A 25,268-nucleotide genomic window follows, 5' to 3' on the forward strand; every position below is an offset into this window, starting at 1 on the left:
GCAAAATTAAAAATGAGTCCGGTTCAATACCGAACTCATTTTACTCAAGCTGCCTAATGAAATAACCGTGTCTAACTTTTAGGGGTCACTTCAATAATTGTGGAAGGCATTAAAAAGAACTTTTAAATTTAAAATACTTGTTTTATAGCATTATTTAATTAATTTATAAGTTATTACTTAATACGGTACCCTCGATAAAAAGATTTAATAAGATAGCATTTCTTCAATATCTCTGATTAGAAAATTAATATCACTTTCGTAACTACTTAACTCCTTTAACATCATCTCAAATTCAGATTTAGCTTTCTCCTTTAACTCATTAGCTTCTAACACGGTTGCTATTCTATTCGACAATTGTTTCACTAATGGATCCAAATCTTTTGAAGCATCGATTAGTGGAAGAATAAAGTTTGATTTCAACTTTATATCATCTTCACTTCATCTTTATATGCTGCGTTTATATTAGAACTTGTAACACCCAATAGAACAATGAAAAGAGGTTTTAAAATGTTAAATCCTAAGACAAAATTATTCACTGTACTTGGAATGTCAACAGCATTATTACTAGGAGCTGGCAGTGCCTATGCTACTCAAAAAAAAGAAATAAATGAGTCGATAGAAACTGTAAATTCTATTAAAGCACCAATCCCTAAAGAAATTCAAACAATTAAAGAACCAACCCCTGAAGAAATCCAAAAAGTATTAGAAGGTAAACCTACACCTTCAAATATTAAAGTCGAAGGTTTATTTTCTTTAAACGGTAAACCTGATTATACTGCAGACTTTTATTTGAACGATGAAATTTTATTGTCTTTATTAAAAATAAACGCACAAGAATTAAAACAAGAATTGGCAACAGGAAAATCTGTAGTGGAGATTGCAGCTTCTAAAAACGTTACTAAACAACAAGTAATTAATGTCATTTCAAAAACACAGACTGATGTACAATTTCAGGGTGAAAATGTCGATAGTAAACAATATGAGCAAATGTTAAAAAATATTGAACCAAAAGTGATACATGTCATCGAGCATAAAACTGAAACTCCATGGTAAAAATAAATTAACTCATCAGTAATAAAATGACAAGATAAACATCGATAATAACATAATATACCAATAAAACGCGATTACTGAGCAAAAAGTAAAAGGGTGATACATATTATATTTGACTAATATGTATCACCCTTTATATATTATGACTTAATTCAAATCTATTTCCGTAGCTGAACCTGATTCTCCTCGTACACCCGCTATTCCCGCTCAACTTGCCTCTTCTTCTTCTAAAGCTCCTACTAATTTAAGCCCATCCGAAATTCCGAAAGTATTGGTTAAACAGAGGATCCAATTGATAAAATTGATGTAAGTGTAACAGGTGGGGATTTAGGAAAAATGTTGGGGATTGGACTAACTATTGCTAAAATAATGTTATTTCCCGCCCAGTTTTTTCTTGCTGAATCAGCAACTTTTTGTGATGCATTTTGGATAGCGCATCCTCCCAGCATCAAATTTGTAAAACGCTTTTTATCAATGATTTAAAGAAAATGTAATATCTATCTTTAATGGCACTTTTCAATTCGTGCCAGAAATGAGTTCATGTAACTTTATAAAAAGAACAGATTATACAAAGGGTTAACAAAACCATTTGTATAATCTGTATCCTTACTAATTCTATAATTAATGATATCACCGGTTTGATATGTTTTTAAAGTGGTAAGAAAATTTATTACCGTTTATTTGTACTCAATTACTTGTAATACTATTATTTCGATACATTTAGAATATTCTTCTATCGTTTCTTTTGTTTCTCATCCTTTAAACTGCACCTCTTTTTGTGCTTTAGCAATATCCACAATCACTTCTTGTGTAGATCCATTCTTAGATGATGCAATTTCTACAACCGATTTACCAGTTATCAATTCTTGTTTTAATTCTGTTGTATTCATATTTAATAAAGAAAATAGGTCCTTATTATTTAAGAATGCATTAGCAAAGTAATCAGGCTGATCATTCGTTGTAAACAAATCCTCATCAGTAAAACTATATTGAGTTGATAGCTCTTTACTTTCTTATTTTGTTGTATCATCCGTTTTTGTGTTGACTATTTATACGGGTTTTACTAACTCTTCTTTCTGAATTTGTTTAGCGTAGGTATACCCACAGCGCCTACTTAAAATGCTGTTGAAATACCAAGTGCAATGAATAAATTCTTTTTACTCATTTTAATCCCTCTTTTCATTTATTTGTACAACATAAATAATTATTGCAGAACAATGTACAGATAAAATCAAGATTAGGTGAATTCGGAATGAAACCTCCAACAGAATTTAAAAAGATGAATCCTATTCAATTTCGAATTCTAATCGCAACTTAGAATGCGAAGTCGCTTTTATGAATTGTCATTAGGTGGTACAATGACACGCCATCATTCTCTAGAAAGTAGATTGACAATTGTACTCGAGTGAAAAAGTGAAACTACCGTTTGTTTAAATTCTTTATTATACTTTTTTGACACACTAGTTAGACACGTCACCTCGTATTCTCAATTTTATTGATTTATATAATACATCCACCTAAATTTTTCACAATCGTTTATCGTTGTGGAAATTTAAAGGGAAATGAAGGAAGTCATTATAAACCCCAAACTTATACCCTCTTTCCTTATAAAAAGAAATAATGTTTGGAAGTACTTGAAGTGTTTGACTTACTTCGTGCATGAGTACAACTTCTATATCTCTCGAAGTTCCATTTTTAACGTTTTCTACAATTTGATATGGGTTATTTTTCAATTTCCAGTCTAAAGAATCAATTGTCCAATCCCATACTTTAATATTCGCTTCTACAATTTGGTTGCGCAGTTGTTCATTATCTAAGCCTGGAACTGAACCATATGGAGCTCTAACTAATTTAGGATTTTCACCTGTAAGATCATGAATTATAGCAATTGTTTCATTCATTTCTTGTACAAATTTACCGTCTGTGTACAAACGTTTACTATTATGTGTCATGCTATGTGCTCCTACATAATGCCCTTCAGACGTAGCTCGTTTTACATTGTCTTGTAAATTCGTATTCTGTAAATTAACCCCTTGCATAAAAAAAGTTGCTTTTACATCATGTTCTTTTAATACATCTAAAAATCGTCCCGTCAATTGACTAGGACCATCATCAAATGTTAGATATACAACTTTTCCTACGGGTTTAATCGATAGTTTATTCTCTATTTTAGGCTCCTCTTTTATGACTTCACTTTGTTCCTTTGGTGCTATTTGTTTACTTTGTTCCGTTGCAATTATTTTGACAGATGATGCTTCGGGCTTCTCTCTCATATAGAACATTAGAATAGTAGTTAAAACCATTCCTATTATTATCCAACTTTTCATGATAATTTTTCGTGATGTTTTTGTTTTCAAATTGTTCAACCTCTCCTCTTCAAAAGTTAGTTTAATTGAACAATATAAAGATAAAATGCAGATTGTGTCGAGTTAAATTAAAGAAGATTACTGACTCTATTTAATTGAATGGTGTATGATAACTTTCCTTTCTCAACGGTTCATCGATTTATCTTTGAACCTAAAGCACAGTCAGGAATTAGTTTTACTTCATATTTATCCTTTCTTCATTTTATCTTTATCTAGGTATCTTACTATTGGTTCACGTTAAGCAGTTGAATTTAATAGTTGGAGTATGAAAAAAATGAAGAAAAATAGTTGGAAGTATCTTTTAGTATCTATTAGTTGTGCTAGTATTGTTTATCTAATGTATGTTACTCAAGGTAATCGTGCTGAGATAATTGAAATTGACAATACTATAGTAGAAAGTAGTACCATTGATTTATTAGAAGGAAAAAACATTGTGATTGATCCTGGCCATGGCGGCGTTGATATTGGCACAACTGGCTTAACCTATGGAACAAGAGAAAAAGAGGTGAATCTTACAGTAGCACTAAATATTAAGCAGGAGCTTGAAAAAAGAACAGCCGCAACAGTCATCCTAACACGTGATAAAGATATAGATTTAGGGCGTAATCAAATAGAAGCTTTACAAAAAAGAATTCAAATTGCCGATGATGCTTCAGCTGATTTGTATATTAGTATTCATCACGACGCTTTTACCGATCCTAGTGTTAACGGAATAACTGTTCATTACAGCTCACATCAAAATAAGGGTGAAAATTTAGCTAAAATCCTGCTAACATCTATCTTTAGGCAAAGTAATGATGCCAAAAATCGTGGTGTAAAAGACAGTGATTTTTATGTTTTAAAGAACAATTCTGCTCCTGCAGTATTACTAGAACTGGGCTTTACGTCAAATAAAGAAGATGAAATCCGAATGGTTTCTAAAGATTTTCAAAGCAAAACTGCTATATCTATCGTAGATGGGATAATTGAATTCTTTACAAAATAAAAACAATATGAAATTATGTAGCTCCATAAAAAACAGCTCATACGAATGGTTTATAAAACCGTTTGTATGAGCTGTTTTTCACTCTTTAATTGGTAGATAAAAATAAAACTGTACGCCATTATTTGTATTGCAAACACCGTATTCTACCCCATGTAGCATTAATATATTTTTCGAAATTGCCAGTCCTAAGCCAGTACCACCGTCTGACCTTTTTCTAGAAGCATCAATCCGATAAAAGCGCTCCCAAATTTTCTCTAGATGTTCTTTTTCAATATGAGCACCTTTATTCTCCACACTTATTTTCACCAGTTCTCCTTTCACCTCCAACGCCAAAATTATTCTTTCTTGCAAAGGAGAATATCGGATAGCATTTGTCAAAAAATTCGTAAGAACCTGTTCGATATGGCGTTTGTTGGCTTCTACTTTAATCTGTGATACATGGGTTTCAACTTGCAATTGTTTTTGTTGTATTTCAGGCATTAATTTTTCGCAAATCTCTTCTAATAGTGAATGAATATAAAAAGAATCTATTTTCATTTTATATGTTCCCGATTCATACTTTGCTAATTCAAGCATATCGATAATCAATAAATCCATCTTATCAACTTCTTTTTCCAATGCATCGAAATAATACTCTTTCTTATGTTTTGCAACATTCCCTCTCAATATTGTTATACAGCTTTTCATAATACTTAAAGGTGTTTTTAATTCATGTGATACACCAGAAATAAACTCTTTACGCGTATTTTCTAGCTTTTTTTCCTTTTCAATGTCTTGCTGTAACTGTTCAATATACATACTTAACCCGTTCGAAAGTAAGTTGATATTCCTCGATAAATTTCCAATTTCATCATTTGAATGAACAGCAATTGTCTCAGAAAAATCTAAATTCGCTATTTTCTCCGTTGTATGAGTAATCCTTAATAATGGCTTTGCAATTTTTATTGAATAGTAATAAGATGCCAATAATATTAATAAAGAAACAAAAGCAACAATGTAAATATAATATTCTTCAATCATTTGCACAGCTTCATCAACTGGTTGTAGCGAAGTCATTGAAAATATATATGAATTCGTTTCATCTGATTTTGCAATTAAAATCTTATATTTAATATCATTTTGTTCATAATTAATTAGTTGTGTAGTGAAATTAGGAAAATCAAGTTTATCTAATAATAACTTATTTTGAAAATCTTTAATTTGCTCTAAAAATAATGAATTAGAATAAATGACGTTGGATAAATCATTACTTTCTGGAAGTTGAATATTAATAATTTCCCCTCCTAGATTAACCAAATCAGAATTTTCATTAGATATAAATACTTCTTTTAAATTTTCCCTAGTTCCTCCTATTTTTTCATAGAGCATATTATTTGTGAAAGTAAAAGATTTTGCCAATATATTTTGATTTCTACTATCCGCTTCATTATTAATATTTATTTCGGCTGGTTCAATCATTATTTCGATTGGAATTATTTGCGACTCTTTCAAGAATCCAATTATATATACTTGACTGTTCTTCAATAATGATTCCGACAACTGGACCGAATTATCCTCATCAATCATATATAAAGGAACTTTAGTTGTTTTCATACCAATTAGTTTTTGATAATACTCATTTAACTGTATTTCAATGTAGAAATCATCCTCATGCTTTAAAAGACCATACTGATCCAATATTGTAATCCAAGCATTATTTTTTTCAGCAAAATCTCTTTCAAGCTGCTGAATTTTTGCAATGTCGTTACTATTTTTACGATATTCTTTTTCAAATACAGTTAAATTGGATTCTAAATCTTCTACTTTTTTATTCATATAAAATTGTTTGAAGAATATTGTTTGTCCGACAAAAATGGTAGCCAATATAAGTATACAAAGCATTGTTGTTAATAAAAACAACTTAAATACAATTCCTCTTTTCATCGTATTTCCTCAAATTTATAACCTGTTCGAACAATCGTTTTTATACATGTGGAATGGTCGCCTAATTTGTTTCGCAAGTTTCGCATGTGACTATTAATCGTTCGGTCATCTCCAATATGTTCATAACCCCATACTTTTGTTATAAGCTGCTCTCTAGTTATAACTATCCCTTTATTTTCCATTAAATACAATAGCATTTCATATTCTGTATGCGTTAATGAAATCTCTTCATTATTTACTTGTACTGTCCTAGACGGAATATAAATTTTAATGCCGCCGCTTTCTAGATAATCACCTACTACACCATTTTTCTGTTCCCGTTGATGTAATAACCTTTTGGCACGTGCTAATAAAACTAGTGGATTGTAAGGTTTCGTTACATAATCATCGGCTCCTAATTCAAAACCTAATAATGTATCATCTTCATCTGTACGAGCAGTCAACATAATAATTGGGATATTTGAAGTTTTTCTAATTCGTCGGCAAATAGTCCATCCATCTAATTTAGGTAGCATAATATCTAATATAATTAAACTAAGCTCATTTTCTTGAAATACCTTTAGTGCCTCTTCACCATCTTTAGCTTCTAAAACCGAATAACCTGCATTTAGAAAATAATCTTTAAGAATTTCTCGTAAAATATCCTCATCTTCTATAATTAATATTGGATCAATCATTTTTATCCCCTGCTTAATTATTTAATATTCTAAGTTCATTCTAACCAAGATTAAATGTAAGTAACATTTAATCTATTTATATGAACTTTACATGTCCATATTAAGCGAGTAAGTAAGTTGAATCAACGTCATTGCCATATCTTTATTTAATCTTCATATCAGGTAAAATCTATGCAAATAATTCATTCTTTTCTGGATATCTAATAAAAAGCTGTTGAGAAATAAAATGCACCCTTTGTGAAGAACTTGTAAAATGAAGTTAGGCAACTTGTTGAAGCTCCTGCCTGTACTTTGCTGGCGGCAGCTTTTTCCCCTACTGAACAGATGCCCAATTTATTGAAGTTCAGTTCCATCTGATTCCCCAGTTGAATAAAAAAGGAGCCGTTTAGGCAGCTCAAAGATGTTCAACTAATACGAACATCCCCTTTAGCTGAATAAGAGAAATTTTAAAGTTTCATTTTTAATCCATCGTGCGGTGCTATAATACCTATTCGTTCAGAAACAAGTAAAGCATTGAACCAAGTGACAACCGCATTCTCTTGCACGATGTTGCCCATCGTTTAAGTTCAGTTCCTATCCCTTTCCCACGTCCAGAAGAGGATGTTTACATATGCTTAAAAGTCACCATATATCCTAGAGGAGGAATAAGATAGAAAGTAATTCGGGATATTATATCTTTACCTCCTTCCTCAAAAAGGGGAAATAAGAAAAAGCAACCTCTTATTTTAAGAAAGATTGCTTTCTTGTAAATAATATTCATATTCTTTGACTCTTCTATAAAATGTATTACTCTTCATCCCTACTTTTTGTATTGCCTCTACTGCAGTAATTTTATGATTTTTCCACGCTTGATTCACGTCTCCAACTTTTAGATTCTCTTCTGCTCCTGGGCGACTGTACTCTTCTTCGATGAAACTCTTTATCACCTAGCCTTATATAAGATTCGTGTTACTCGGACTGGTGTTTTGCCTCCAGATTCCGCGTCACCACGGACACCCTTGCTTTTGGCTAACCTCTACTTCTGTCTTCGTGGTTTGGGACTTGCACCCTATAGTTCATACGCATGCCGGGGCACATTAAAAACCAACCTTATTTATTCTCCCAGATTAAACGGAAAGGAGATCTTGCGGATAGCTTCAATTTTTTAATAAAAAAACAGAAAGTTCTGGCTTACTCCAGAAGCGTATAGGCATTCTTGTTGTACCAATACCTCGATTTACATACAACTGCAATGGTTTTGATTTCCCCTTTAATGAATACATGCCTTCTACATATTGTTTTGCTAATGAAGTAGTGATAATAGGGCCAATGAATGGAAGTTGTACTTGTCCTCCATGACTGTGACCAGATACTTGAAAATCAACTGAATACTTAAGGACTTCATCTACTGCATCGGGTTCATGCACTAACAATATGTTAAAGTCCTTCTCTTGTAAGTGTTGAAGGGTATGCTGCACTTTTGGCTTGCCAAGTAAAAAATCATCAAGACCAGAAATCGTAATATAGTCATCATTGCTTGCCTTAATTTTTATAGTTTCATTAACTAAAACTGTAAAACCCGCTTCCTCCATATACTGTTCGTACAAATACCCTCCGCCGCCTCCACGGTCATGATTACCGAACACTGCATATTTTCCAAGAGGTGCGTGAATTTGGGACAAAATAGTTTGTGAGTATTTTCTTTCGGAAGTATACTCATGAAACTTGTCAATTAAATCACCTGTAAAGACTACAATATCGGGGTTAATTTCATTTATTTGATCGATTAGCATTTTCTGCTGCTTATGAGAAAAATTCGGTCCAAAGTGTGTGTCAGAGAATTGCACAATCTTTACATTTTGAAAACTTTCAGGAATATTAGGATTTTTGATATCAGTCCATGTAATAGACAATGATTTTGTTTCAAAGTGGGACGCGTATAAATAAGTAGCGATAGGAAAAATGAAGATTATAAGGGAAATAACACATTTCCACTTAATTTTCTGTTGAAACATCCTTCTTATTAACGGCTTCAATGGAGTGATTAATTTCACCATTGATACCCTATTTTTTTGTGTGTTTTTCGTATTACCTTTCATTTGTCACCTCTATATTTATCATAAAAAACTACAATTTATTTAATGTTGTAGCATCTTATTGTTACAGGAAGTTGTCATTTTGGAGATTTATATAAAAGAGATTCAAAGAATCAATCACGATTAGCAATTTAATAACAAACTAAAATTGCTATCTCTCCCCTATTGAATACCCCTTGTTAAACTCTGCTTATTTGTCACTTTCACGTAACATTGGTTCAGTAGTATATATAACGAGGTGATAATATGAGAGAAATAAATCAAAGGAAATGGCTGAGAGGAAAATTCAAAATGATAGCCTCCCTTGGGTGTTTTTTAACAGTAGCACTTGCTGCTGGTTGTAGTTCCTTAGAGCAAGAAAAGAAACATGAAATACAGGAAGTTAAGGAGGTAGAGAATGATTTTTGGACTGAACAACGAAAAGGAACAAACTTTATGAATTCTTCTTCTTTACCGAAAAATTATGAAGAAGCGAATGGATTCAATATTGAATTTATCCGTTTAGCACCTGATAAATGGGCAAAAGATAGAGGCTTCTTATTTAATGACGAACCTGACCCTAGTCCTAATAAGGATTTCTTAATCGGTAATGCAGATCAATATGAGGGAATTGTTGAAGAAGATTTTATAAAGTTAAAAGAGGATTTGGATGCAGCATATGCAAGAGGGTCAAAAGTTGTACTGACTGTTCTAAGTCTTCCAGGAAATCGTTGGAGGCAGTTTAATAACTATGAAAATGACGACCGTATTTGGCAAGACTTTAAATATCATGAGCAAGCAGCACTTTTTTGGAAAGATCTTGCCTTCCGTTTGAAAGATCATCCTGCAGTGGTTGGATATAACGTAGTGAATGAGCCACACCCTGAAACAGCTACGGGATTTAATGATTTTTGGACTGAAGATTATAACAAATGGTACAACAAATTGGAAAATACTCCTGCAGATTTAAACCTGCTTTATGGAACAATTGTAGATTCGATACGAATTGTAGATTCTGACACACCAATTATTTTAGATTCAGGTTTATTTGCCACTCCATGGGCGATTAAATATTTAAAACCAATAGATGACAATAATGTGTTATATGCTTTCCATATGTATGAACCTTATGAAATGACAAGCCAAAATAGAAAAAAAGGATTCACATACACTTATCCTGGTAAGGTAAAGGTTGGTGAAGATCAAGCAGAAAAAATGTTCGATAAAGCTGCATTGAAAGATTTTTTAGAACCAGTTGTACAATGGACAGAGCAACACAATATACCAAACAACCGAATTATTGCTGAAGAGTTTGGAATTAACCGAATGGTTGGCGGTGCCGATCAATATATAAAGGATTTAATCGATATTTTCGATGATTATGGCTGGCACTGGGCATTTTATGCATTTCGTGAAGATACGTGGGAAGGTATGGATTTTGAATTAGGAAGTCAGCCAGTCAAGGAGGCCTATTGGAAAGCTAAGGATAATGGCAAACTACCGGATAGAAAAGATATAGAGGTTGATAATTCGATTTGGGATGCATTGAAAAAAGGACTGAACAAATAACCTTATTCTTTTACACATAGGTTTAGTAAAAATTATTTATTAGTAGTACAAACTATAGTTTGTACTACTTTTTTTAGAAAGAAGCGAACAAAGTATTCATTAATGATATTAAAGGTTTTTCATCTAATCTTATTCTTTTGTAAAATGACTGTAACATTCCTCTTTTAAAATACATGTAATAAATTCATTTAAAAAGAGGTTATATAATGAAAAGAATCTGCAAATATAAAAAATACAATGTGTTTATAATTATTCTAGTAGTTAGTTTAGCTTTACTTTCTGTTTTTTTTATAAGACCATTTCAGAAAGAAAATAGAGAAATTCGTTTTATAGATGAAATCGCTCCTATAGCTGTAGAATTAAACCAACAAACAGGAGGAGTATTACCGAGCATAATAATAGCTCAGGCTATATTAGAATCAAATTATGGTGAAAGTGAATTGGCTGTAAAAGCAAATAATTTATTTGGGATAAAAGGTAGCTACAATGGCATGTCAGTAAAAATGGCAACTATTGAATATAAAAATAATAAAAGTTATACAATAGAAGCTGAATTTAGAGCTTATCCAGATTTGAAAAGTGCCTTAATTGACCATACTAAATTATTTTTAGAAGGAACGAGTTGGAATAAGCATCAATATTATGATGTTCTTGCTGCAGCGAATTATCAGGAAGCAGCACATGCCTTGAAGAAAAATCATTATGCCACAGACCCTATATATCCAGAAAAATTAATTGCTATTATAGAACAGTATAATTTAGAGAAATATGACAATTAGGAGATAAATATATGAATGTACTTATCGCTGATGATGAACTAGATATGTTAAGGATTTTACAAAGTTATTTCAAAAAGGAAGGCTTTACGGTATTTACGGCTACAAATGGTTCAGAGGCACTTGATATTTTCTATAATGAAAAAATTGATTTGGCCATTTTGGATTGGATGATGCCAGAAAAAGATGGGATTACCGTTTGCCGCGAAATGAAGAAGAATCAAAAAATTAAAGTATTGATACTAACAGCTAGAGATACAGGAGAGGATGAATTTATCGCTCTATCTGATGGCGCTGATGATTATGTAAATAAACCATTTTATCCAAAAGTTTTATTAATGAGGGCAAAAAAATTGTTGCAAATGGAATCCATTCAACGAATAAACGATGTTTCATTTGATATTTCTAGCAAACGCGTATGGAAATCTGGAGAAGAATTGATTTTAACAAAGACTGAATTCGAGCTTTTACGTATATTTAGCCAAAATAGAAGACAAATATTAACGAGAGATCAACTACTTGATTTAATATGGGGTATAGACTATGAGGGTGATCCACGGACAGTAGATACACATATTCGACGTCTACGTGAAAAAATTGGAGAGGATATTATCCAAACACATCGAGGCGTTGGATATAGTACAAGGGAATGAAAAGAAAAATTGGAACAAAATTAACGATATATATAACTCTTGTTGTTATCATCACATTTAGCATCTCACTTGCGGTAAGTCATTTTTTTCTACCGAGGTATTATCTTCATCAATTGAACAAAAACGTAACTAATGCTTTTTCAGTGTACCAGGAATTTGAGGATAAGAGTTTGGTGGAGCATCGATTTGATGTAACTATTCTTTCAGTATCGCTAGAAGATAATATTAATGTCCTGAATGAAAATTTAAAACAGCAACTTGCAAGAGAACATATTGCACTTAATAAATTTTGGGTTTCTGAAGAAGTATTACAAAAAGTTAATGAGGATAAAATTGTGGGCAAGGTTTACAATCAGGGAAAACAAAAGTCCAGTTTTATCGCACATTATTCAAAAGAAGGTAATCAGCTAATTATGATTGGAGCCTCTATGGCTAATTTTATTGATATAGCCTATTTTATTAATCGTTTTAACATCTTCTTTTTGATAGTCAGTATCTTAGTGATTATTATAATTACTGCCTTTCTATCCCGAAAACTAACAAGACCGTTAAATGAACTTAAAAAGGTTGCAAAAGAAATTGGCGAGTTGGATTTTAAACAGGCTGAAATTCGAACAGGAGATGAAATTGAGGACCTTGCAAAAAGTATTAATAAAATGAGTAAGGCACTCGAAAAAGCGCAACAGGATTTATCTAAACGGAACATTGACTTAAAGCAATTTATGATTGGTTTAACTCATGAGCTTAAAACTCCTTTAGCATTAGTTAGAGTATATTCCAGTGGAATTGAAGATGGTATGGATGATGGAACTTATCTTACAACCATTAACAAGCAAGTTGATAGAATGGAAAAAATAATAACAGATATGCTTTATTTCGCCAAAACAGAAGAAAACGATTCAAATAAAACTAACTTTGATTTAATTATGTTGATTAATGAGCTATTGGATAATTATCGACATATACAAAGGGAAAAACAAATTTATTTTAAAACTGAAGTTACTGAATTTATGCTGACGACTGAGCAAGATAAAGTACGTTTCATTTTTGAAAATATGATTAGTAATGCTGTCAAATACGCTTCTGAGAATCAAATTCAAATTATCTTTCACCAAGACGGTGTATTTGAAATTAGTAATGATACTACGCTTACAGATATTTCTAGAATATGGCAACCTTTTTATGTTGGAGAAAGTTCTCGTGACAAGAACTTTTCAGGTACTGGGCTCGGACTTGCAACTGTTAAAAGCCTTGCTGAACAATTAGGATATAAAACGCAAGCTACCCTTTCTAATGGTAATATCAAATTTAAAATCGATTTTGGTAAATCATGATATCTTAGTACCATCAGGAGTATATTTTTTAGCATTAGTTATTTTATTGTCTAAAATGAACTTTAATAAAAGCTCGCCTGCTTCGAGCATGACATCCCCTGCATACTGAGTCATCGCCAAAACTTAAGCAATACATTCATCTGTCAATCGTTTCGGAGATGACAAGTTATTAATATTCGTAATTTGATTACAAGCTTACTTTTTAAGTATAATCTTCCCTAAAATAAGATTAAGTATATCCTTGCCAACGCGGCAAAGATATATATTTAAAATCACAATCGAGTAGGAGGGAGTGATTAACTCCCGACCTCTCACACCACCGTACGTACGGATCCGTATACGGCGGTTCAATTAAGATGAATAACGCAAAGTTTCGTAACGAACTTGCAGACTTTTCAGCCCTTGGCTTTCCCAATAGGAATTGCCGAGGGTTCTGTGTAATATGGGGCTTTTTGAGATGCGCCAGTATCCCTTTCGAGTATTTCCCCATTCGTATGCTTTTCCGTATGGAACTTTTAAACGAATGAGGTTTCTGACTCTGGTTCGGGGTTTCTTCCAATTCTTCCAAAGACACATTCGCAACCTTCTCTTAATCCAACTGTCTAATCTGTTGAATACTGAAGGGGTATCTGCGAGCGCAAAATATCCACACCACCCAATTAGATATTGGTTTAATTTCTTGATACGATATTCCATTGGAAATGGCATCTTTCTAGAGGTAATTTCTCGTATTTTCTTCTTCATTCGCTGAAGGCTTGTTTTCGCTACTCGAACTTTTGGTTCCTTATGGTACGAAAAACTAAAACCCAAGAATTTTCGATTCCATGGTCGGTCTACCGCTGATTTGGACTCATTCACTTTCAAGCGTAGTGTTCCTTCGACGAATCGCTGTACGCTTACTATTGTACGCTCTCCCGCACGTTTACTCTTCATATAGATATTGCAGTCGTCTGCGTAGCGAAACGAATTTATGACCACGTTTCTCTAACTCTTTATCAAACTCATCTAACACGATATCAGAAAGAAGTGGACTTAATGGTCCACCTTGCGGTGTTCCTTCCTCTGTACTTGAAACAACTCCATTTATCATGACACCTGCTTGGAGATATTTACGGATAAGTTTTAATAATGATTTATCGTGAATTCTTTTCGCCAATGTTGCCATTAATCAGTCGTGGTTGACCTTATCAAAGAATTTCTCTAAATCCATATCCACAACCCAACGATATCCTTCTTTCATATAACCCTTCGCTTTTCGGACTGCGTCATGAGCACTCCGATTTGGTCTGAATCCATAACTGCTGTCCGAGAAAGTTTGGTCATATTCCTTTGATAATATCTGCGATATAGCTTGTTGAATCAAACGGTCTGTCACGGTTGGGATTCCTAATAGACGCACACCGCCGTCTGGTTTCGGGATTTCGACACGAAGTACTGGTTGCGGTTCATAGGTTCCCGTTAGAATTTGCGCTTTAATGGATTCCCAGTTTTCGAGGATGTGCTGACGTAAGGTTTGTACGGGCATCATGTCTACTCCCTGGCTTCCTTTATTCGCTTCCACTCGCTTTAATGCTTGTATCATTTTCGGACGTGCTAGAATTTGATTCAACATCACCATTTCGTTCCTTTCCGTGAATAGATTGTCTTCTTATGCCCACCTGAACTACACCCTCTGCAAATACCCTCATGGACTTCACCATTACTTTCTAAGCGTGAGGTTTCCCTGTTTTCTGTGTTTATTCATTCAAGGTGGAATGCCAAGGGCTATTCTCTCTTAGTTGTTCAGCCCTTCCGATTAGTTCTAGACCCAATCGTACTATGACCTCTGCTGACTTCTGATGGTTCAGCTACTTGTCACCAAGTAATTTATGAAGGGTACTTCACGTTTCCATCAGACCTCCCCGGGTAAGCACATGCACTTTCACACCATCTATCCGCCTCATTTACTCGATATGACCTTCGACAGAAAGGACTTTGTTTTGAATTGCAAACTCATCCAATCATACCTAGCCTTATATGAGATTCGTGTTCCTCGGACCGGTGTTTTGCCTCCAGCTTCCTTCAGATTCCGCGTCACCACGGACACCCTTGCTCTTGGCTGACCTCTACTTCTGCCTTCGGGGTTCGGGACTTTCACCCTATAGTTCATACGCATGCCGGGCGCACAAATAAAGAATAAAGTTTCCGAATGGAAATTTTATTCTTTAAGTCAAAGACGGATATGTGACATAAAGGATAAAATTTCCGATATATAAACCATAAGAGTAGTAAGGATTTATAGCAATAAATTTGTTGGAAATTATATATGTATAGGTAATTTTTTTCTCAATAGATATCTCGACTTTAGGAAATGTTATTCTTTATTTCCTTACTTTAGGAAGTGTTTTGCTTTATATTCTAACTTTAGGAAATTTAATGATTTAATCCATACAAAAAATTACATGAATACTTGCAGGAGTCCATAAACGGTTGATATTCTCCGCTTCAAAACGAAAATAGAAGGGTTGAACGTAAAGCTTTAGTCGTTCAATCCTTCATAAATTTAACTTATCTGTTGTATCTTTTTTAAACTGTATATCAATCAAAATTTTAGTAATTTCGCCATATTGAATTGTACATTCATATGTCCCTTATTTAAAACTTATCATAATCTGCTTCAGTAAAAAATTGCGTTTTCTATAAAGTGCAAACAAAGTATTTCGTATTAAAAGTAAAAATTACTACTATATCCTCAGAGTTCATCTAACTCTAAAATAAGCACATTATCTTTTAATAATAGTTGAGAATTATCATATTCCATTAATGCACAGACTTGGATATTTATTCCATTTTTCACCTTATCATCTTTACAAATTAACGCACGTAAGTTTTTTTCCTATATTAGTTAAATCTAAATAGGTGATTTTTACAGCTGAAATTTCATTTTCGAAAGGCTTATAAAGTGGAGGCTTGTATGAACTTGGAAGCTTGAACTTATCATAAATATTGCACATCCATATTCCAAGTTTTTAAGTGTATTTCAAAAACTTTTCAACTTCATATTTTGAACGATTATTAATCGCATTACAAAAAGTTTGATATGAAGGAATATCAATATTGAATTCCTCGCATTTAACAAGTAATTCGCGATAAACTTGTTTTGCAGATTTTAGTTTAATTGTTTCATAACTATCTTATAATTCTATTCATTAACTCAATAGTATCTTGGGGTGACTTTGAATTTCTATTTCCTCTTTTTTAGTTTGAGGGAGAAGACCTACAAATCCATTTCCATGCAACTCTTTTGCGGCTTCGTATTTTTTTACTCAATTTCTAAGTGTTCTTTCTGTAACTGTTAATTCTATTTCTTCACCTTTTAAGGAATATCTTAATTAAGTTTTTCCATTCTTGGTTAACATTTTAGTCCTGCTTTCAAAAAGAATTAATTGCATATTTTTATTATATGTAATTAATTCTTTTTATTTATATCCTAGATGAGTTACTATCTCTTTCCCCCCTTCTCTTACTTCCATTTATAGAAATAAAGAATCAGAAGAATTTAATTCCTGCTTTATTTTAAATGGGCTTGGATATATTCCCTTTTGATGTAAATCATTTGTAATTCTACGGACTTCCTTTAAGGAAAATTCTATCTTCCCTCGTTGTATATGGTTTCAAAAAACTTTTACGCCGTTATGTTCGTATTGTTTAACCCAATTAACGATTGATTTATGATCTACACTGATTGATTCCCAACTTCTCTATAACTTTCTTTGCTGCTTAAATAGCATAAAACAGCTTCTTATTTTTCCTCAGCAGTAAATTTACCTATAGAAAAACTGCACCTCCAATTGTTAGAGTGTGTCTAACGATTGGGGCGCAGTTCAGATTTATTACACTAACTTTTTGGGTGCAACACCTTACCAGACTAATTTTGGGCAAACTTCATATAAAATAACCAATTCTAACTTTTCAGGGTCACTTTAAATGTTATTTTACAATAGGGTTACAGTTAATATTTTTCGACTTTTCTTTAGTGGGGTTATTCATATCTTTTATTTCTAACTTCTTTTTGCTTAAGTAAACTGCTCGATCCGATTTTTTTGCAACTTCTTGTGAATGCGTAACAACAATTACACATTTACTCTCTTGATGGGCGAGCTCCTGAAACAACTCAATAATCTCTTTTGCTGTTTCTCCATCAAGGTTTCCTGTTGGTTCATCAGCAATAAGTAAATCCACATTGCAAGATAGTGCTCGAGCAATTGCTACACGTTGTTGTTGCCCGCCACTTAGTTGCAAAACGTTGCGTTTCGCTTCTACTTCTGTGAGTCCTACCTTCTCTAGTAATTCTAATGCTCTTGCTTTTTTATTTTGTACCTTCACACCTGTAATTTCCATTGCCGTTAGTACATTCTGAAGAGCAGTCATATAGGTAATCAAATTATAGGATTGGAAAATTACAGATACATTTTGATTACGGTATCGATCCAAACCAATTTTTCGAATATCCTTGCCATTATATAGTACATAACCATTCTTAGGTATATCCAGCCCACAACCTATGCTAAGAGTTGTAGTTTTACCAGATCCAGATGGCCCTAAAATCGTATAGAAAAGCCCTTTTTGAAAAGAAAAATTAACATTCTCTAGTATCGTTACTTTTTTTCCGTTACTTTCATAATAATAATCTAAGTTTTTAAATTGTAAAATCGTCTCCATATCGAGCCTCCTTATTCATCTTTTAAAAGGATTTGTTTTGGATTTAAACGCAGAATAGATAATGCTGGAAGAAGAGTGGCTAATATAGCAATAGCTAGTCCAATTCCCCCCATTTTTCCTAAATCCGCTCCTGTTATACTTACATCAATTTCATCAATTGGATCTTCTGTGTCATTTTGTAGCGTACCACCAGGTCCAGATACCATAACTGTACTACTATTTTGCGGATTTTCTTCTTCTTCGCTTGCTGTAGCAATTTCGCTCGAAAGTAAGCTATCCCCTATAAATTGAGAAACTTTAGCTCCTGTTGCTAGAGATAATGCAAATGCTAAAATAGCAATACATACTACTTCCACCATGAACTGCGCCATCAGTTTCCATTTTTTCTCTCCAATGGACAATAGAATTCCCATTTCCTTACGACGTGCTTTAATCGATAACATAATGATTAATCCTAAGATAATAGCACCTGCAATAGATACAATATAGATAATCATTTGAGAAGTAGAAGAGATATTTTCGATAGGACCAATCATTTGTTTGTACAATGAATCATGTGCGTCTAACTTAAAATACTTAAAATCAATATCAGATTGTTTTGCTTCTTTTTTAAATGCATCAATGTCTAGTGGATCGTTCATGAAGTACACGACTTGAATACTACTTATATTACCTTCATCTGCTTCTAATTTTTTTAAAGTAGAGTGAGGCATATATAGCTTATTAGCTGGATCCATTATAGGAGGGGGATTTTGGCCCAGTCCTTGTTCTGCCGTTTCATAAATACCAATAATTTCAACTTCAAGGGTTTTCTTCTTATCCCCTGATTGAATTTTAACTTTATCTCCTACTTTTAATTTGTTTTGTTCCGCTAATCTTTTTTCCATTAAAGCTACATTCTTATCTTCCATTTTTTCTGTAATTGGTTTCCCATCAATGATTTTACTTTTTCCATTTTTAAAACTTTCTTGTAATAAAGTCTTCCGAACTCCTTCTATCATAAAAGAAGAATTCATATCTATTTCTATAGCTGAACCTGCTGACCCTCCTCGTACACCCGCCATTCCCGCTCTGCCTGCTCCTGCTCCTCCGTCGTCTTCTCCTTCTTCTGGAGCTCCTACTAATTTAAGCCCCTCCGAAATTCCCAAAGTACTAGTTATATAATTATAGTCTTTTACATACTGGGACTTCGCTAACTGCTCTGCTTCTTTTATGTTGAGATCTGGCACAATAGGCATTTCGCCAGTTTCCCTTGCTTGTTTTCCTAATTTATCAAAATCAAGACCTAAAGTAACATCTGCGCCAAGTTTTTTTCTTGCTGAATCAGCAGCTTTTTGTGATGCATTTTGGATCGCGAATCCTCCCAGCACTAAATTTGTAACAATCAGGAATACTGCCATCAAAATTAATGATGTTCCTATTCTTTTTTTCATACTAAGAATTGCTCGTTTTATAAAATTCATTTTTCCTAACCTCCTTGATAGTTGTTATTCTAAATATGCTATCTGGAGTTTGTATGGAGTTAATCAGGAGTTTACCTAGAGATGTAAAAAAACACTTGTTCCATTTATAAAAGTAAGTCATTTAAGGTAAATCGCAATCCTTTTTGATATGCATTTAGAATATTGCTTCATTACATTTCCTACCTTACACTTGCGTACTTATTTATGTACGGTGCTGACTTTAATTTTTGTTATCTCCTTCTGTCTTGTGTCTTTATGTATAAAACATGTCTCTTGAATCTGGAGCTAGTATGAAATAAATATAGTTTTCCAGTAAATTTTTTATAGTATTTCATTGTATTCTAATACATCTCCACATCAACTCCAGATTAGAAGGATATAATTGCTACGAGAGGTGATATAAAGATGAACTATCCTATTCTAGTGGTAGAAGATGATCAAGAAATTCAAGAATTAATTAAACAATTCTTAATGACACAACAGTATATAGTTGAAGTTGGATTAGAGGGAATGAAACAATTTAATAAACAATCCTTTGATTTAATTCTTTTCGATGTAATGATGCCAAACCTGAATGGATTTGAAGTAGTCAGAATGATTAGAAGTCAGTCGACTGTAGCCATTTTTATGCTAACAGCATTAGAAGATGAACAAAATCAAGTGAAAGTCTTTAATCTTGGAATCAATGATTATATTACGAAACCTTTTTCTTTTCATGTTTTGATGAGACGAATCGAAGCAGTACTGAGAAGAAGCTATAATCAAAGTATAAATAATCATTTCGAGATACATGTTGATTGCGATGCATATAAAGTATATGTAAATGAGGTGGAAACTCCCTTAACGACAAAAGAATTCGAAATTCTACAGTTACTACTTCGAAATGAGAAAAAGGTACTCACAAGAGAAAGCATCGTAGAAAAGGTTTGGGGATACGAATATCACGGAGAAACTCGAATGATTGATACACATATTAAAAACATACGAAAAAAATTAGGTACATCTTATATTAATACAGTAAAGGGCATTGGTTATAAAATCGATGAATAAACTCTTAAAAACCTTGAAGATGAAGCGAATTACCTACAAACTCTTTATAACTACATCACTCATTTTGTTTGCCTTTGCAACCCTGATTTATTTAACTTTATACTTCTTTCTCCCTAAATTTCATGAGCAATACAAAACCGATCAGCTCCAAATAGGAATCGAAGAAATAATAAATAAATCTAAAGTTATTTCGTTTCAAAATGCAATACCACTTTTTGATGAATACGCACAAAAGAATAACGCAATGATCTTCCTTCAAAATAATGAAGGAACAATTATTTATTCTCCTTCTTTTACTATTCTTCAAAGTTCTATTCAAGGAAGTTTTATTCAAGGAAGTACTCAAGCAAAAAGTTTTGTTAAAGGAATACCTTCAAGGAGGTTAGATAATCCTAGTAATTCATATGAGATTTCCATTCCAATACAATTCAAAGATATTAACTTAACGCTTATAGTGTTCGCAACATTTCAACCAATCAATGAAGCTTCAAAGGTCTTGGTACGTTTTCTTCCTTATATTAGTATCATTGTACTGATTATTGGTGTAGGAAGTGCTTATTTCTATTCAAGGTTTATTACAAAACCTCTTATTTATATTAATGAAGGTGCACAAAAGATGGCGAACTTGGATTTCTCTAAAAAAATTGAGATTTGTTCTATGGATGAATTAGGGGAATTGTCCAATAGTTTGAACGATATGTCCATAAATTTACAACAAGCAATTCTTGACTTACAAAAAGCGAATCAGCAATTGAAAAGTGATATTGAAAAAGAAAGAGAAGTAGAAACAAAGCGAAGGGAATTCTTTGCTATTGTAGCACATGAATTAAAAACGCCTCTTACTGTAATGAAAGGTTACGTAGAAGGGATGATATATAATATCGGCCCTTATCAAAATCGTGACCAATATTTAATAAAAAATCATCAAATAATTCAAAGTATAGAACAACTAGTTCGTGAAATTTTAAGCACGTCAAAACTAGAACAACATACCTTTAAACCACAAGTAGAAGAAGTAAATCTTTCGAAGTTAATAGATACAATCACAAAAGATCTCGAATTTTTTGCTTCCCAAAAAGGCATTCAAATAATAAAAGAAGTTGATCCTGGCATTTTTGTTTATACGGATTGTGTTCTATTAGAAAAAGCTTGTAAAAACATCATTCATAATGCGATTATGTATTCACCTCTTAACGAAAAGGTCTATATTAAATTAAGCCAAGGATCTAAGCAAAATCATATCGAAATGCAAGTCATTAATACAGGTGTCGAAATTAAGGAAGAGAACATACAACACGTATTTGAACCCTTTTATCGAATCGAAAAGTCAAGAAATCGAAATACTGGGGGGAGTGGCTTAGGATTATATATTGTAAAACAAATTTTTGAATCCCTTTTTATCACTTATTCTATGAATAATACCAAACAAGGTGTACTATTTTTTGTTGCCATCCCAATATCCATCGAATAAAAAAAGGGTCTCCATCTTTTTTCATACTACAGAAATGAGATGGGGATTTTTTATAAGCATCACAATTTTTTTCAAATAATCTTGTGTAAAAAAACAATTCATAATTCCTTAATGATAGAAGGAGTTTTTCACACCTTTAGTAATGCTTCCCAAAATACAATATTGAACCGGCGCGTCCATTACATGATGATTCACTCTGTCAAAAGGTTTTCAAAATCAAGCATAATAATCAAGATGAGTATGCCAAATATTAAACCATCCTTATTCCCCAAAATCTAAATCATAGTGCGCTACGTCCAGTTCCATCGATAAATTATGAAAATAACGCTTTTTCCCACGAAATTTTTTCAATGATAATTTGCTCCTGTATCTTTTATGTATGAACAATTAAAAATGCAACAAATATAAAAGTAAAAATATATTTATCAGTAATTTCATCTTCAACTGTTAATGAAAAACTCTTTTAAAGATAGTAAAATCCTTTTTTAAAAAAATTCAGAATATTTTACGCTGATAAATAGCCGTAGTAATTCCCCATGAAATAGCATAGATTGTGATGATCGTAATTACCACGCTCATATAAAAAATTTGTAAAGGTTTATTGACAATAAAATCACTTATAAACGGCACAATAGGCCCTGTTACTTTAGTTAGAATAACAAAGCCAATGAGGACTACTACTGTAAGGTATCCTGTCTTGAATAGTTGGAATAACGGAAAAGTAAAAGCAACAAATAATAAAAATAATCCGCTACTGATTACAATATCAACAATTGTAAAAGGTTTATTAAAAAAAAACAGGATTAAACTCGTTACTGCAATAGATAAAGACATATAAACAATAGCACCTATATAACGTGATGAGATATAATTTCTTTACGAGTATACGGTAAGGAATTTAATAGAATATCAGTTTCTGCTTTCTCATCGTAACCATACGTATTAAAGGGGATAAAAATACTAGCGACGAGAAATACCAAAACTGGTGATGTGTCAAAAATAACAAAGACTAAAATAAAGGGGATAAATACCAGCAAATGTTTCTTCTGTAATATTACATCACGTCTGATTAAATTAAGCATGGTCCAACTCCTTAAAGTAGTACATTATGTCTTCTAAAGAGGCACGTTCAATTAGTACACTGTCTCCGAAAATTTCATTGACAGTTCTTCTATCTTTCGTTAAAGCTTCAAATCCCGTTGATGCACGATGAACACGCACAAATGCTTTTTCAGTGTCTCTATCTAGAAGATCTAGTCCTCCTTTCACTAAGGCATAATTTTCGACTAAATCATGACCCGAATGATTAAATACTAATTCTCCATTCTGCATAAAGGCTATATAATCTGCAATACGATCTAAATCAGTTGTAATATGTGTAGAGATAAAGATAGTACGACTACCATCAAGCATAAACTCTTGCAATAAATTTAAGAACTCTCGTCTAAAAATAGGGTCTAAACCTGCTGTCGGCTCATCCATAATAATCAGCTCTGCGTGGTGTGACAAGGCTATCGCTAAAGATACCTTCATTTGCATTCCTTTTGAAAAAGTTTTTATAGGTTTATTTAATGGTAAATCGAATTTTTTTACATATTGATAAAACAGTGCATCATCCCAGCTTCTATAGGCTGGACCAACAATTTTCCTTATATCCTTTAAGTTCAACCCTTCAAAAAATACATTTTCATCATATACAAACCCAATACGCTCTTTAATCTCTTTTTCATGTGTTTTGTAGTCCAATCCAAAAAGTTTAACCTCTCCAGTATCTGGCTTCAATAAATTCATTATCATTTTTATTGTTGTCGACTTTCCGGCACCATTTGCCCCGATAAACCCTGTTATGTACCCTTTCTTCACTTGCAAGTCAAGATTATCAATAGAAAAACCTTTGAATTTTTTGCTTACATTACTTATTTCAATGACATTTTCCATTGCTTCACTCCTCATTCAAAATACTCAATAGTTCTTGCAATTCATTAAGTGACATTCCTATTTCTCTGCTATTTTTTATGACTGCACTCAACTGCTCTTCAATGACTTTTAGTTTTTTCTCTTTGATTACCTCTAAATTTTGCTCCGCAATAAAAGAGCCTTTACCTACAATGGAATAAATAAAGCCTGCCTTCTCTAATTCTTCATAAGCACGCTTGGTTGTGATCACACTAATCTGTAGATCCTTTGCTAATTGACGCATAGAGGGTAATGCTGTCCCTTCCAAGAGGTCACCTGTTAAAATCATTGACTTAATTTGATTTGTAATTTGTTCATAGATCGGTTCCTTTGAACTATTTGAAATAATGATTTGCATGCTAATCCCTCTTCTTCATTTGTTGATTGAGAACATACTAGTAAAACACTCAATATAACACAATATATATACACTTTATACACATTTTACACATTGCAATATACATTGCAACTATTTTATTTAATGAGCGGGATTGAGCAACTATTTTTAAGATAAAGAAGTAAAGTGATAGTGCAATTTGTTAATTTTATCAATCGATCAACATGATTGTTAAACATGTAAAATCAGCTTGCCGCTCGCTACGTTATATAATTAATACGCTTAATTAATTTGTCTGCACATGACCTCTAAAATGTTGAATTACCGGATTTTCACGTAAAAAAATACAAGGCACCGAATTACAGAGCCTCGTATTTATAATCGTTTAAATTGGACCCATCACTACCCACTTCAAAAGTATTAATGTTCATCGTTTTGCGTAGCCTTGACTGACGTATCTTGAAACCAGAATTTATATTGATTTAAACCATATGTATAGAACCTAACATTGTATTAAGAGCTACTGCAGATCCAAGCCCAATATGGGTTATAGCATCTTTAGCTTAAGTTTATTTTTTTGAGTTTTTGAATGTAAAGTAGTATCTTGAGATAGTATAAACAATAACTATTTCAATTATTAACCACCACGGAAAACCAAACCCAGTATTTTGCGCATTGAAAACATCAAAAATTCCCCAAATTAATAAAGTTGCGAGTACTAAAGCTAGCGTACATCTTGAAGCTTCTAGAATATAATCATTATTCTCATCTCTTTTATTCATAACTAGCCCCATCGACCATAATTCAAAAATATTTCTATATACCTCGAAGACTTGGAACGCTTTATTATTTAAATATTCAGTAAATCACACCCCCCCTCTTCTAGTTCATTTGAATATG

General features: G+C 32.7%; 17 protein-coding genes and 6 pseudogenes. 9 read left to right on the forward strand and 14 right to left on the reverse strand.

Annotated elements, in window-relative coordinates; genetic code table 11:
• Positions 1 to 204 precede the first annotated feature (204 nt).
• Positions 205 to 420: a hypothetical protein gene (locus B1B04_RS21535; RefSeq protein ID WP_079563402.1), complete on the reverse strand. Its 216-nt coding sequence runs from the start codon at positions 418 to 420 to the stop codon at positions 205 to 207.
• Between the two features lie 294 nt (positions 421 to 714).
• Here B1B04_RS21535 and B1B04_RS21540 point away from each other — a divergent pair.
• Together B1B04_RS21540 and B1B04_RS26770 are read left to right on the forward strand one after the other, a co-directional pair.
• Positions 715 to 1,053 (forward strand): annotated as a pseudogene (locus B1B04_RS21540) (hypothetical protein); the annotation flags it as partial.
• A 282-nt stretch (positions 1,054 to 1,335) separates the two neighbouring features.
• Positions 1,336 to 1,536, forward strand: a pseudogene (locus B1B04_RS26770) (hypothetical protein); the annotation flags it as partial.
• 269 nt (positions 1,537 to 1,805) lie between these two features.
• Here the strand turns inward: B1B04_RS26770 and B1B04_RS21545 are convergent.
• Both B1B04_RS21545 and B1B04_RS21550 read right to left on the reverse strand, forming a co-directional pair.
• The gene (locus B1B04_RS21545; RefSeq protein ID WP_079563403.1) at positions 1,806 to 2,021 is read right to left on the reverse strand and encodes a hypothetical protein; all 216 of its coding nucleotides are present in this window, start codon (positions 2,019 to 2,021) and stop codon (positions 1,806 to 1,808) included.
• 558 nt (positions 2,022 to 2,579) lie between these two features.
• Positions 2,580 to 3,203, reverse strand: a pseudogene (locus tag B1B04_RS21550) (polysaccharide deacetylase family protein); the annotation flags it as partial.
• A 490-nt stretch (positions 3,204 to 3,693) separates the two neighbouring features.
• Between B1B04_RS21550 and B1B04_RS21555 the strand changes: the two are divergent.
• Positions 3,694 to 4,404 (forward strand): N-acetylmuramoyl-L-alanine amidase family protein, encoded by a 711-nt coding sequence (locus B1B04_RS21555; RefSeq protein WP_240518363.1) that lies wholly within the window; start codon positions 3,694 to 3,696, stop codon positions 4,402 to 4,404.
• Positions 4,405 to 4,482: 78 nt separating this feature from the next.
• Here B1B04_RS21555 and B1B04_RS21560 read toward each other — a convergent pair whose 3' ends face one another.
• The 4 genes and pseudogenes from B1B04_RS21560 to B1B04_RS21575 all read right to left on the reverse strand — a co-directional run bounded on the left by B1B04_RS21560 (position 4,483) and on the right by B1B04_RS21575 (position 8,998).
• Positions 4,483 to 6,327, reverse strand: coding sequence for a sensor histidine kinase (locus tag B1B04_RS21560; RefSeq protein ID WP_079563404.1), 1,845 nt, complete (start codon positions 6,325 to 6,327; stop codon positions 4,483 to 4,485).
• Positions 6,324 to 7,004, reverse strand: coding sequence for a response regulator transcription factor (locus tag B1B04_RS21565; protein ID WP_079563405.1), 681 nt, complete (start codon positions 7,002 to 7,004; stop codon positions 6,324 to 6,326). The genes B1B04_RS21560 and B1B04_RS21565 overlap by 4 nt, the downstream gene beginning before the upstream one ends.
• A gap of 725 nt (positions 7,005 to 7,729) precedes the next feature.
• Positions 7,730 to 7,855, reverse strand: a pseudogene (locus B1B04_RS26600) (recombinase family protein); the annotation flags it as partial.
• A gap of 285 nt (positions 7,856 to 8,140) precedes the next feature.
• Entirely contained in the window at positions 8,141 to 8,998 is an 858-nt protein-coding gene (locus B1B04_RS21575; protein WP_240518368.1) for a metallophosphoesterase, read from the reverse strand.
• Between the two features lie 372 nt (positions 8,999 to 9,370).
• Between B1B04_RS21575 and B1B04_RS21580 the strand changes: the two genes are divergently transcribed.
• The 4 genes from B1B04_RS21580 to B1B04_RS21595 all read left to right on the forward strand — a co-directional run bounded on the left by B1B04_RS21580 (position 9,371) and on the right by B1B04_RS21595 (position 13,390).
• Positions 9,371 to 10,627, forward strand: coding sequence for a glycoside hydrolase family 5 protein (locus B1B04_RS21580; protein ID WP_079563407.1), 1,257 nt, complete (start codon positions 9,371 to 9,373; stop codon positions 10,625 to 10,627).
• Between the two features lie 206 nt (positions 10,628 to 10,833).
• On the forward strand, positions 10,834 to 11,406 hold the full coding sequence (locus tag B1B04_RS21585) for a glycoside hydrolase family 73 protein (protein WP_079563408.1): 573 nt from the start codon (positions 10,834 to 10,836) through the stop codon (positions 11,404 to 11,406).
• 11 nt (positions 11,407 to 11,417) lie between these two features.
• The gene (locus tag B1B04_RS21590; RefSeq protein ID WP_079563409.1) at positions 11,418 to 12,056 is read left to right on the forward strand and encodes a response regulator transcription factor; all 639 of its coding nucleotides are present in this window, start codon (positions 11,418 to 11,420) and stop codon (positions 12,054 to 12,056) included.
• Positions 12,053 to 13,390, forward strand: a complete 1,338-nt coding sequence (locus tag B1B04_RS21595; RefSeq protein ID WP_079563410.1) for a sensor histidine kinase — start codon at positions 12,053 to 12,055, stop codon at positions 13,388 to 13,390. Before B1B04_RS21590 ends, B1B04_RS21595 begins: the two co-directional genes overlap by 4 nt.
• 351 nt (positions 13,391 to 13,741) lie before the next feature.
• Here B1B04_RS21595 and ltrA read toward each other — a convergent pair.
• The 3 genes and pseudogenes from ltrA to B1B04_RS21615 all read right to left on the reverse strand — a co-directional run bounded on the left by ltrA (position 13,742) and on the right by B1B04_RS21615 (position 19,554).
• Positions 13,742 to 15,002, reverse strand: a pseudogene (gene ltrA / locus B1B04_RS21600) (group II intron reverse transcriptase/maturase).
• A gap of 2,357 nt (positions 15,003 to 17,359) precedes the next feature.
• Positions 17,360 to 18,091, reverse strand: a complete 732-nt coding sequence (locus tag B1B04_RS21610; protein ID WP_079563412.1) for an ABC transporter ATP-binding protein — start codon at positions 18,089 to 18,091, stop codon at positions 17,360 to 17,362.
• A gap of 11 nt (positions 18,092 to 18,102) precedes the next feature.
• A complete protein-coding gene (locus B1B04_RS21615) occupies positions 18,103 to 19,554 on the reverse strand; it encodes an ABC transporter permease (RefSeq protein ID WP_079563413.1) in 1,452 nt (483 codons plus the stop codon).
• Positions 19,555 to 19,959: 405 nt separating this feature from the next.
• Between B1B04_RS21615 and B1B04_RS21620 the strand changes: the two genes are divergently transcribed.
• Positions 19,960 to 20,604: a response regulator transcription factor gene (locus B1B04_RS21620; protein WP_079563414.1), complete on the forward strand. Its 645-nt coding sequence runs from the start codon at positions 19,960 to 19,962 to the stop codon at positions 20,602 to 20,604.
• A gap of 13 nt (positions 20,605 to 20,617) precedes the next feature.
• Positions 20,618 to 22,075, forward strand: coding sequence for a sensor histidine kinase (locus tag B1B04_RS21625; protein WP_079563466.1), 1,458 nt, complete (start codon positions 20,618 to 20,620; stop codon positions 22,073 to 22,075).
• Between the two features lie 495 nt (positions 22,076 to 22,570).
• On the opposite strand, the pseudogene B1B04_RS21630 reads toward B1B04_RS21625, so the two are convergent.
• The 4 genes and pseudogenes from B1B04_RS21630 to B1B04_RS21645 all read right to left on the reverse strand — a co-directional run bounded on the left by B1B04_RS21630 (position 22,571) and on the right by B1B04_RS21645 (position 25,150).
• Positions 22,571 to 23,157, reverse strand: a pseudogene (locus B1B04_RS21630) (ABC-2 transporter permease).
• Entirely contained in the window at positions 23,150 to 24,013 is an 864-nt protein-coding gene (locus tag B1B04_RS21635) for an ABC transporter ATP-binding protein (RefSeq protein ID WP_079563415.1), read from the reverse strand. The pseudogene B1B04_RS21630 and the gene B1B04_RS21635 overlap by 8 nt, the downstream one beginning before the upstream one ends.
• 4 nt (positions 24,014 to 24,017) lie before the next feature.
• A complete protein-coding gene (locus B1B04_RS21640; RefSeq protein WP_079563416.1) occupies positions 24,018 to 24,389 on the reverse strand; it encodes a GntR family transcriptional regulator in 372 nt (123 codons plus the stop codon).
• Positions 24,390 to 24,937: 548 nt separating this feature from the next.
• Positions 24,938 to 25,150, reverse strand: a complete 213-nt coding sequence (locus B1B04_RS21645) for a hypothetical protein (protein WP_079563417.1) — start codon at positions 25,148 to 25,150, stop codon at positions 24,938 to 24,940.
• Positions 25,151 to 25,268: the final 118 nt, after the last annotated feature.

The sequence above is a fragment of the Lysinibacillus sp. KCTC 33748 genome (assembly GCF_002237755.1).
Lineage (GTDB): Bacteria > Bacillota > Bacilli > Bacillales_A > Planococcaceae > Lysinibacillus.

Excerpts from the sequence above, each read along its gene's own strand:
- B1B04_RS21555 (WP_240518363.1), top strand. The coding sequence starts at position 3,694 with ATGAAGAAAAATAGTTGGAAGTATCTTTTAGTATCTATTAGTTGTGCT.
- B1B04_RS21560 (WP_079563404.1), bottom strand. The coding sequence starts at position 6,327 with ATGAAAAGAGGAATTGTATTTAAGTTGTTTTTATTAACAACAATGCTT.
- B1B04_RS21565 (WP_079563405.1), bottom strand. The coding sequence starts at position 7,004 with ATGATTGATCCAATATTAATTATAGAAGATGAGGATATTTTACGAGAA.
- B1B04_RS21575 (WP_240518368.1), bottom strand. The coding sequence starts at position 8,998 with ATGTTTCAACAGAAAATTAAGTGGAAATGTGTTATTTCCCTTATAATC.
- B1B04_RS21580 (WP_079563407.1), top strand. The coding sequence starts at position 9,371 with ATGATAGCCTCCCTTGGGTGTTTTTTAACAGTAGCACTTGCTGCTGGT.
- B1B04_RS21585 (WP_079563408.1), top strand. The coding sequence starts at position 10,834 with ATGAAAAGAATCTGCAAATATAAAAAATACAATGTGTTTATAATTATT.
- B1B04_RS21590 (WP_079563409.1), top strand. The coding sequence starts at position 11,418 with ATGAATGTACTTATCGCTGATGATGAACTAGATATGTTAAGGATTTTA.
- B1B04_RS21595 (WP_079563410.1), top strand. The coding sequence starts at position 12,053 with ATGAAAAGAAAAATTGGAACAAAATTAACGATATATATAACTCTTGTT.
- B1B04_RS21610 (WP_079563412.1), bottom strand. The coding sequence starts at position 18,091 with ATGGAGACGATTTTACAATTTAAAAACTTAGATTATTATTATGAAAGT.
- B1B04_RS21615 (WP_079563413.1), bottom strand. The coding sequence starts at position 19,554 with ATGAATTTTATAAAACGAGCAATTCTTAGTATGAAAAAAAGAATAGGA.
- B1B04_RS21620 (WP_079563414.1), top strand. The coding sequence starts at position 19,960 with ATGAACTATCCTATTCTAGTGGTAGAAGATGATCAAGAAATTCAAGAA.
- B1B04_RS21635 (WP_079563415.1), bottom strand. The coding sequence starts at position 24,013 with ATGGAAAATGTCATTGAAATAAGTAATGTAAGCAAAAAATTCAAAGGT.
- B1B04_RS21640 (WP_079563416.1), bottom strand. The coding sequence starts at position 24,389 with ATGCAAATCATTATTTCAAATAGTTCAAAGGAACCGATCTATGAACAA.
- B1B04_RS21645 (WP_079563417.1), bottom strand. The coding sequence starts at position 25,150 with ATGAATAAAAGAGATGAGAATAATGATTATATTCTAGAAGCTTCAAGA.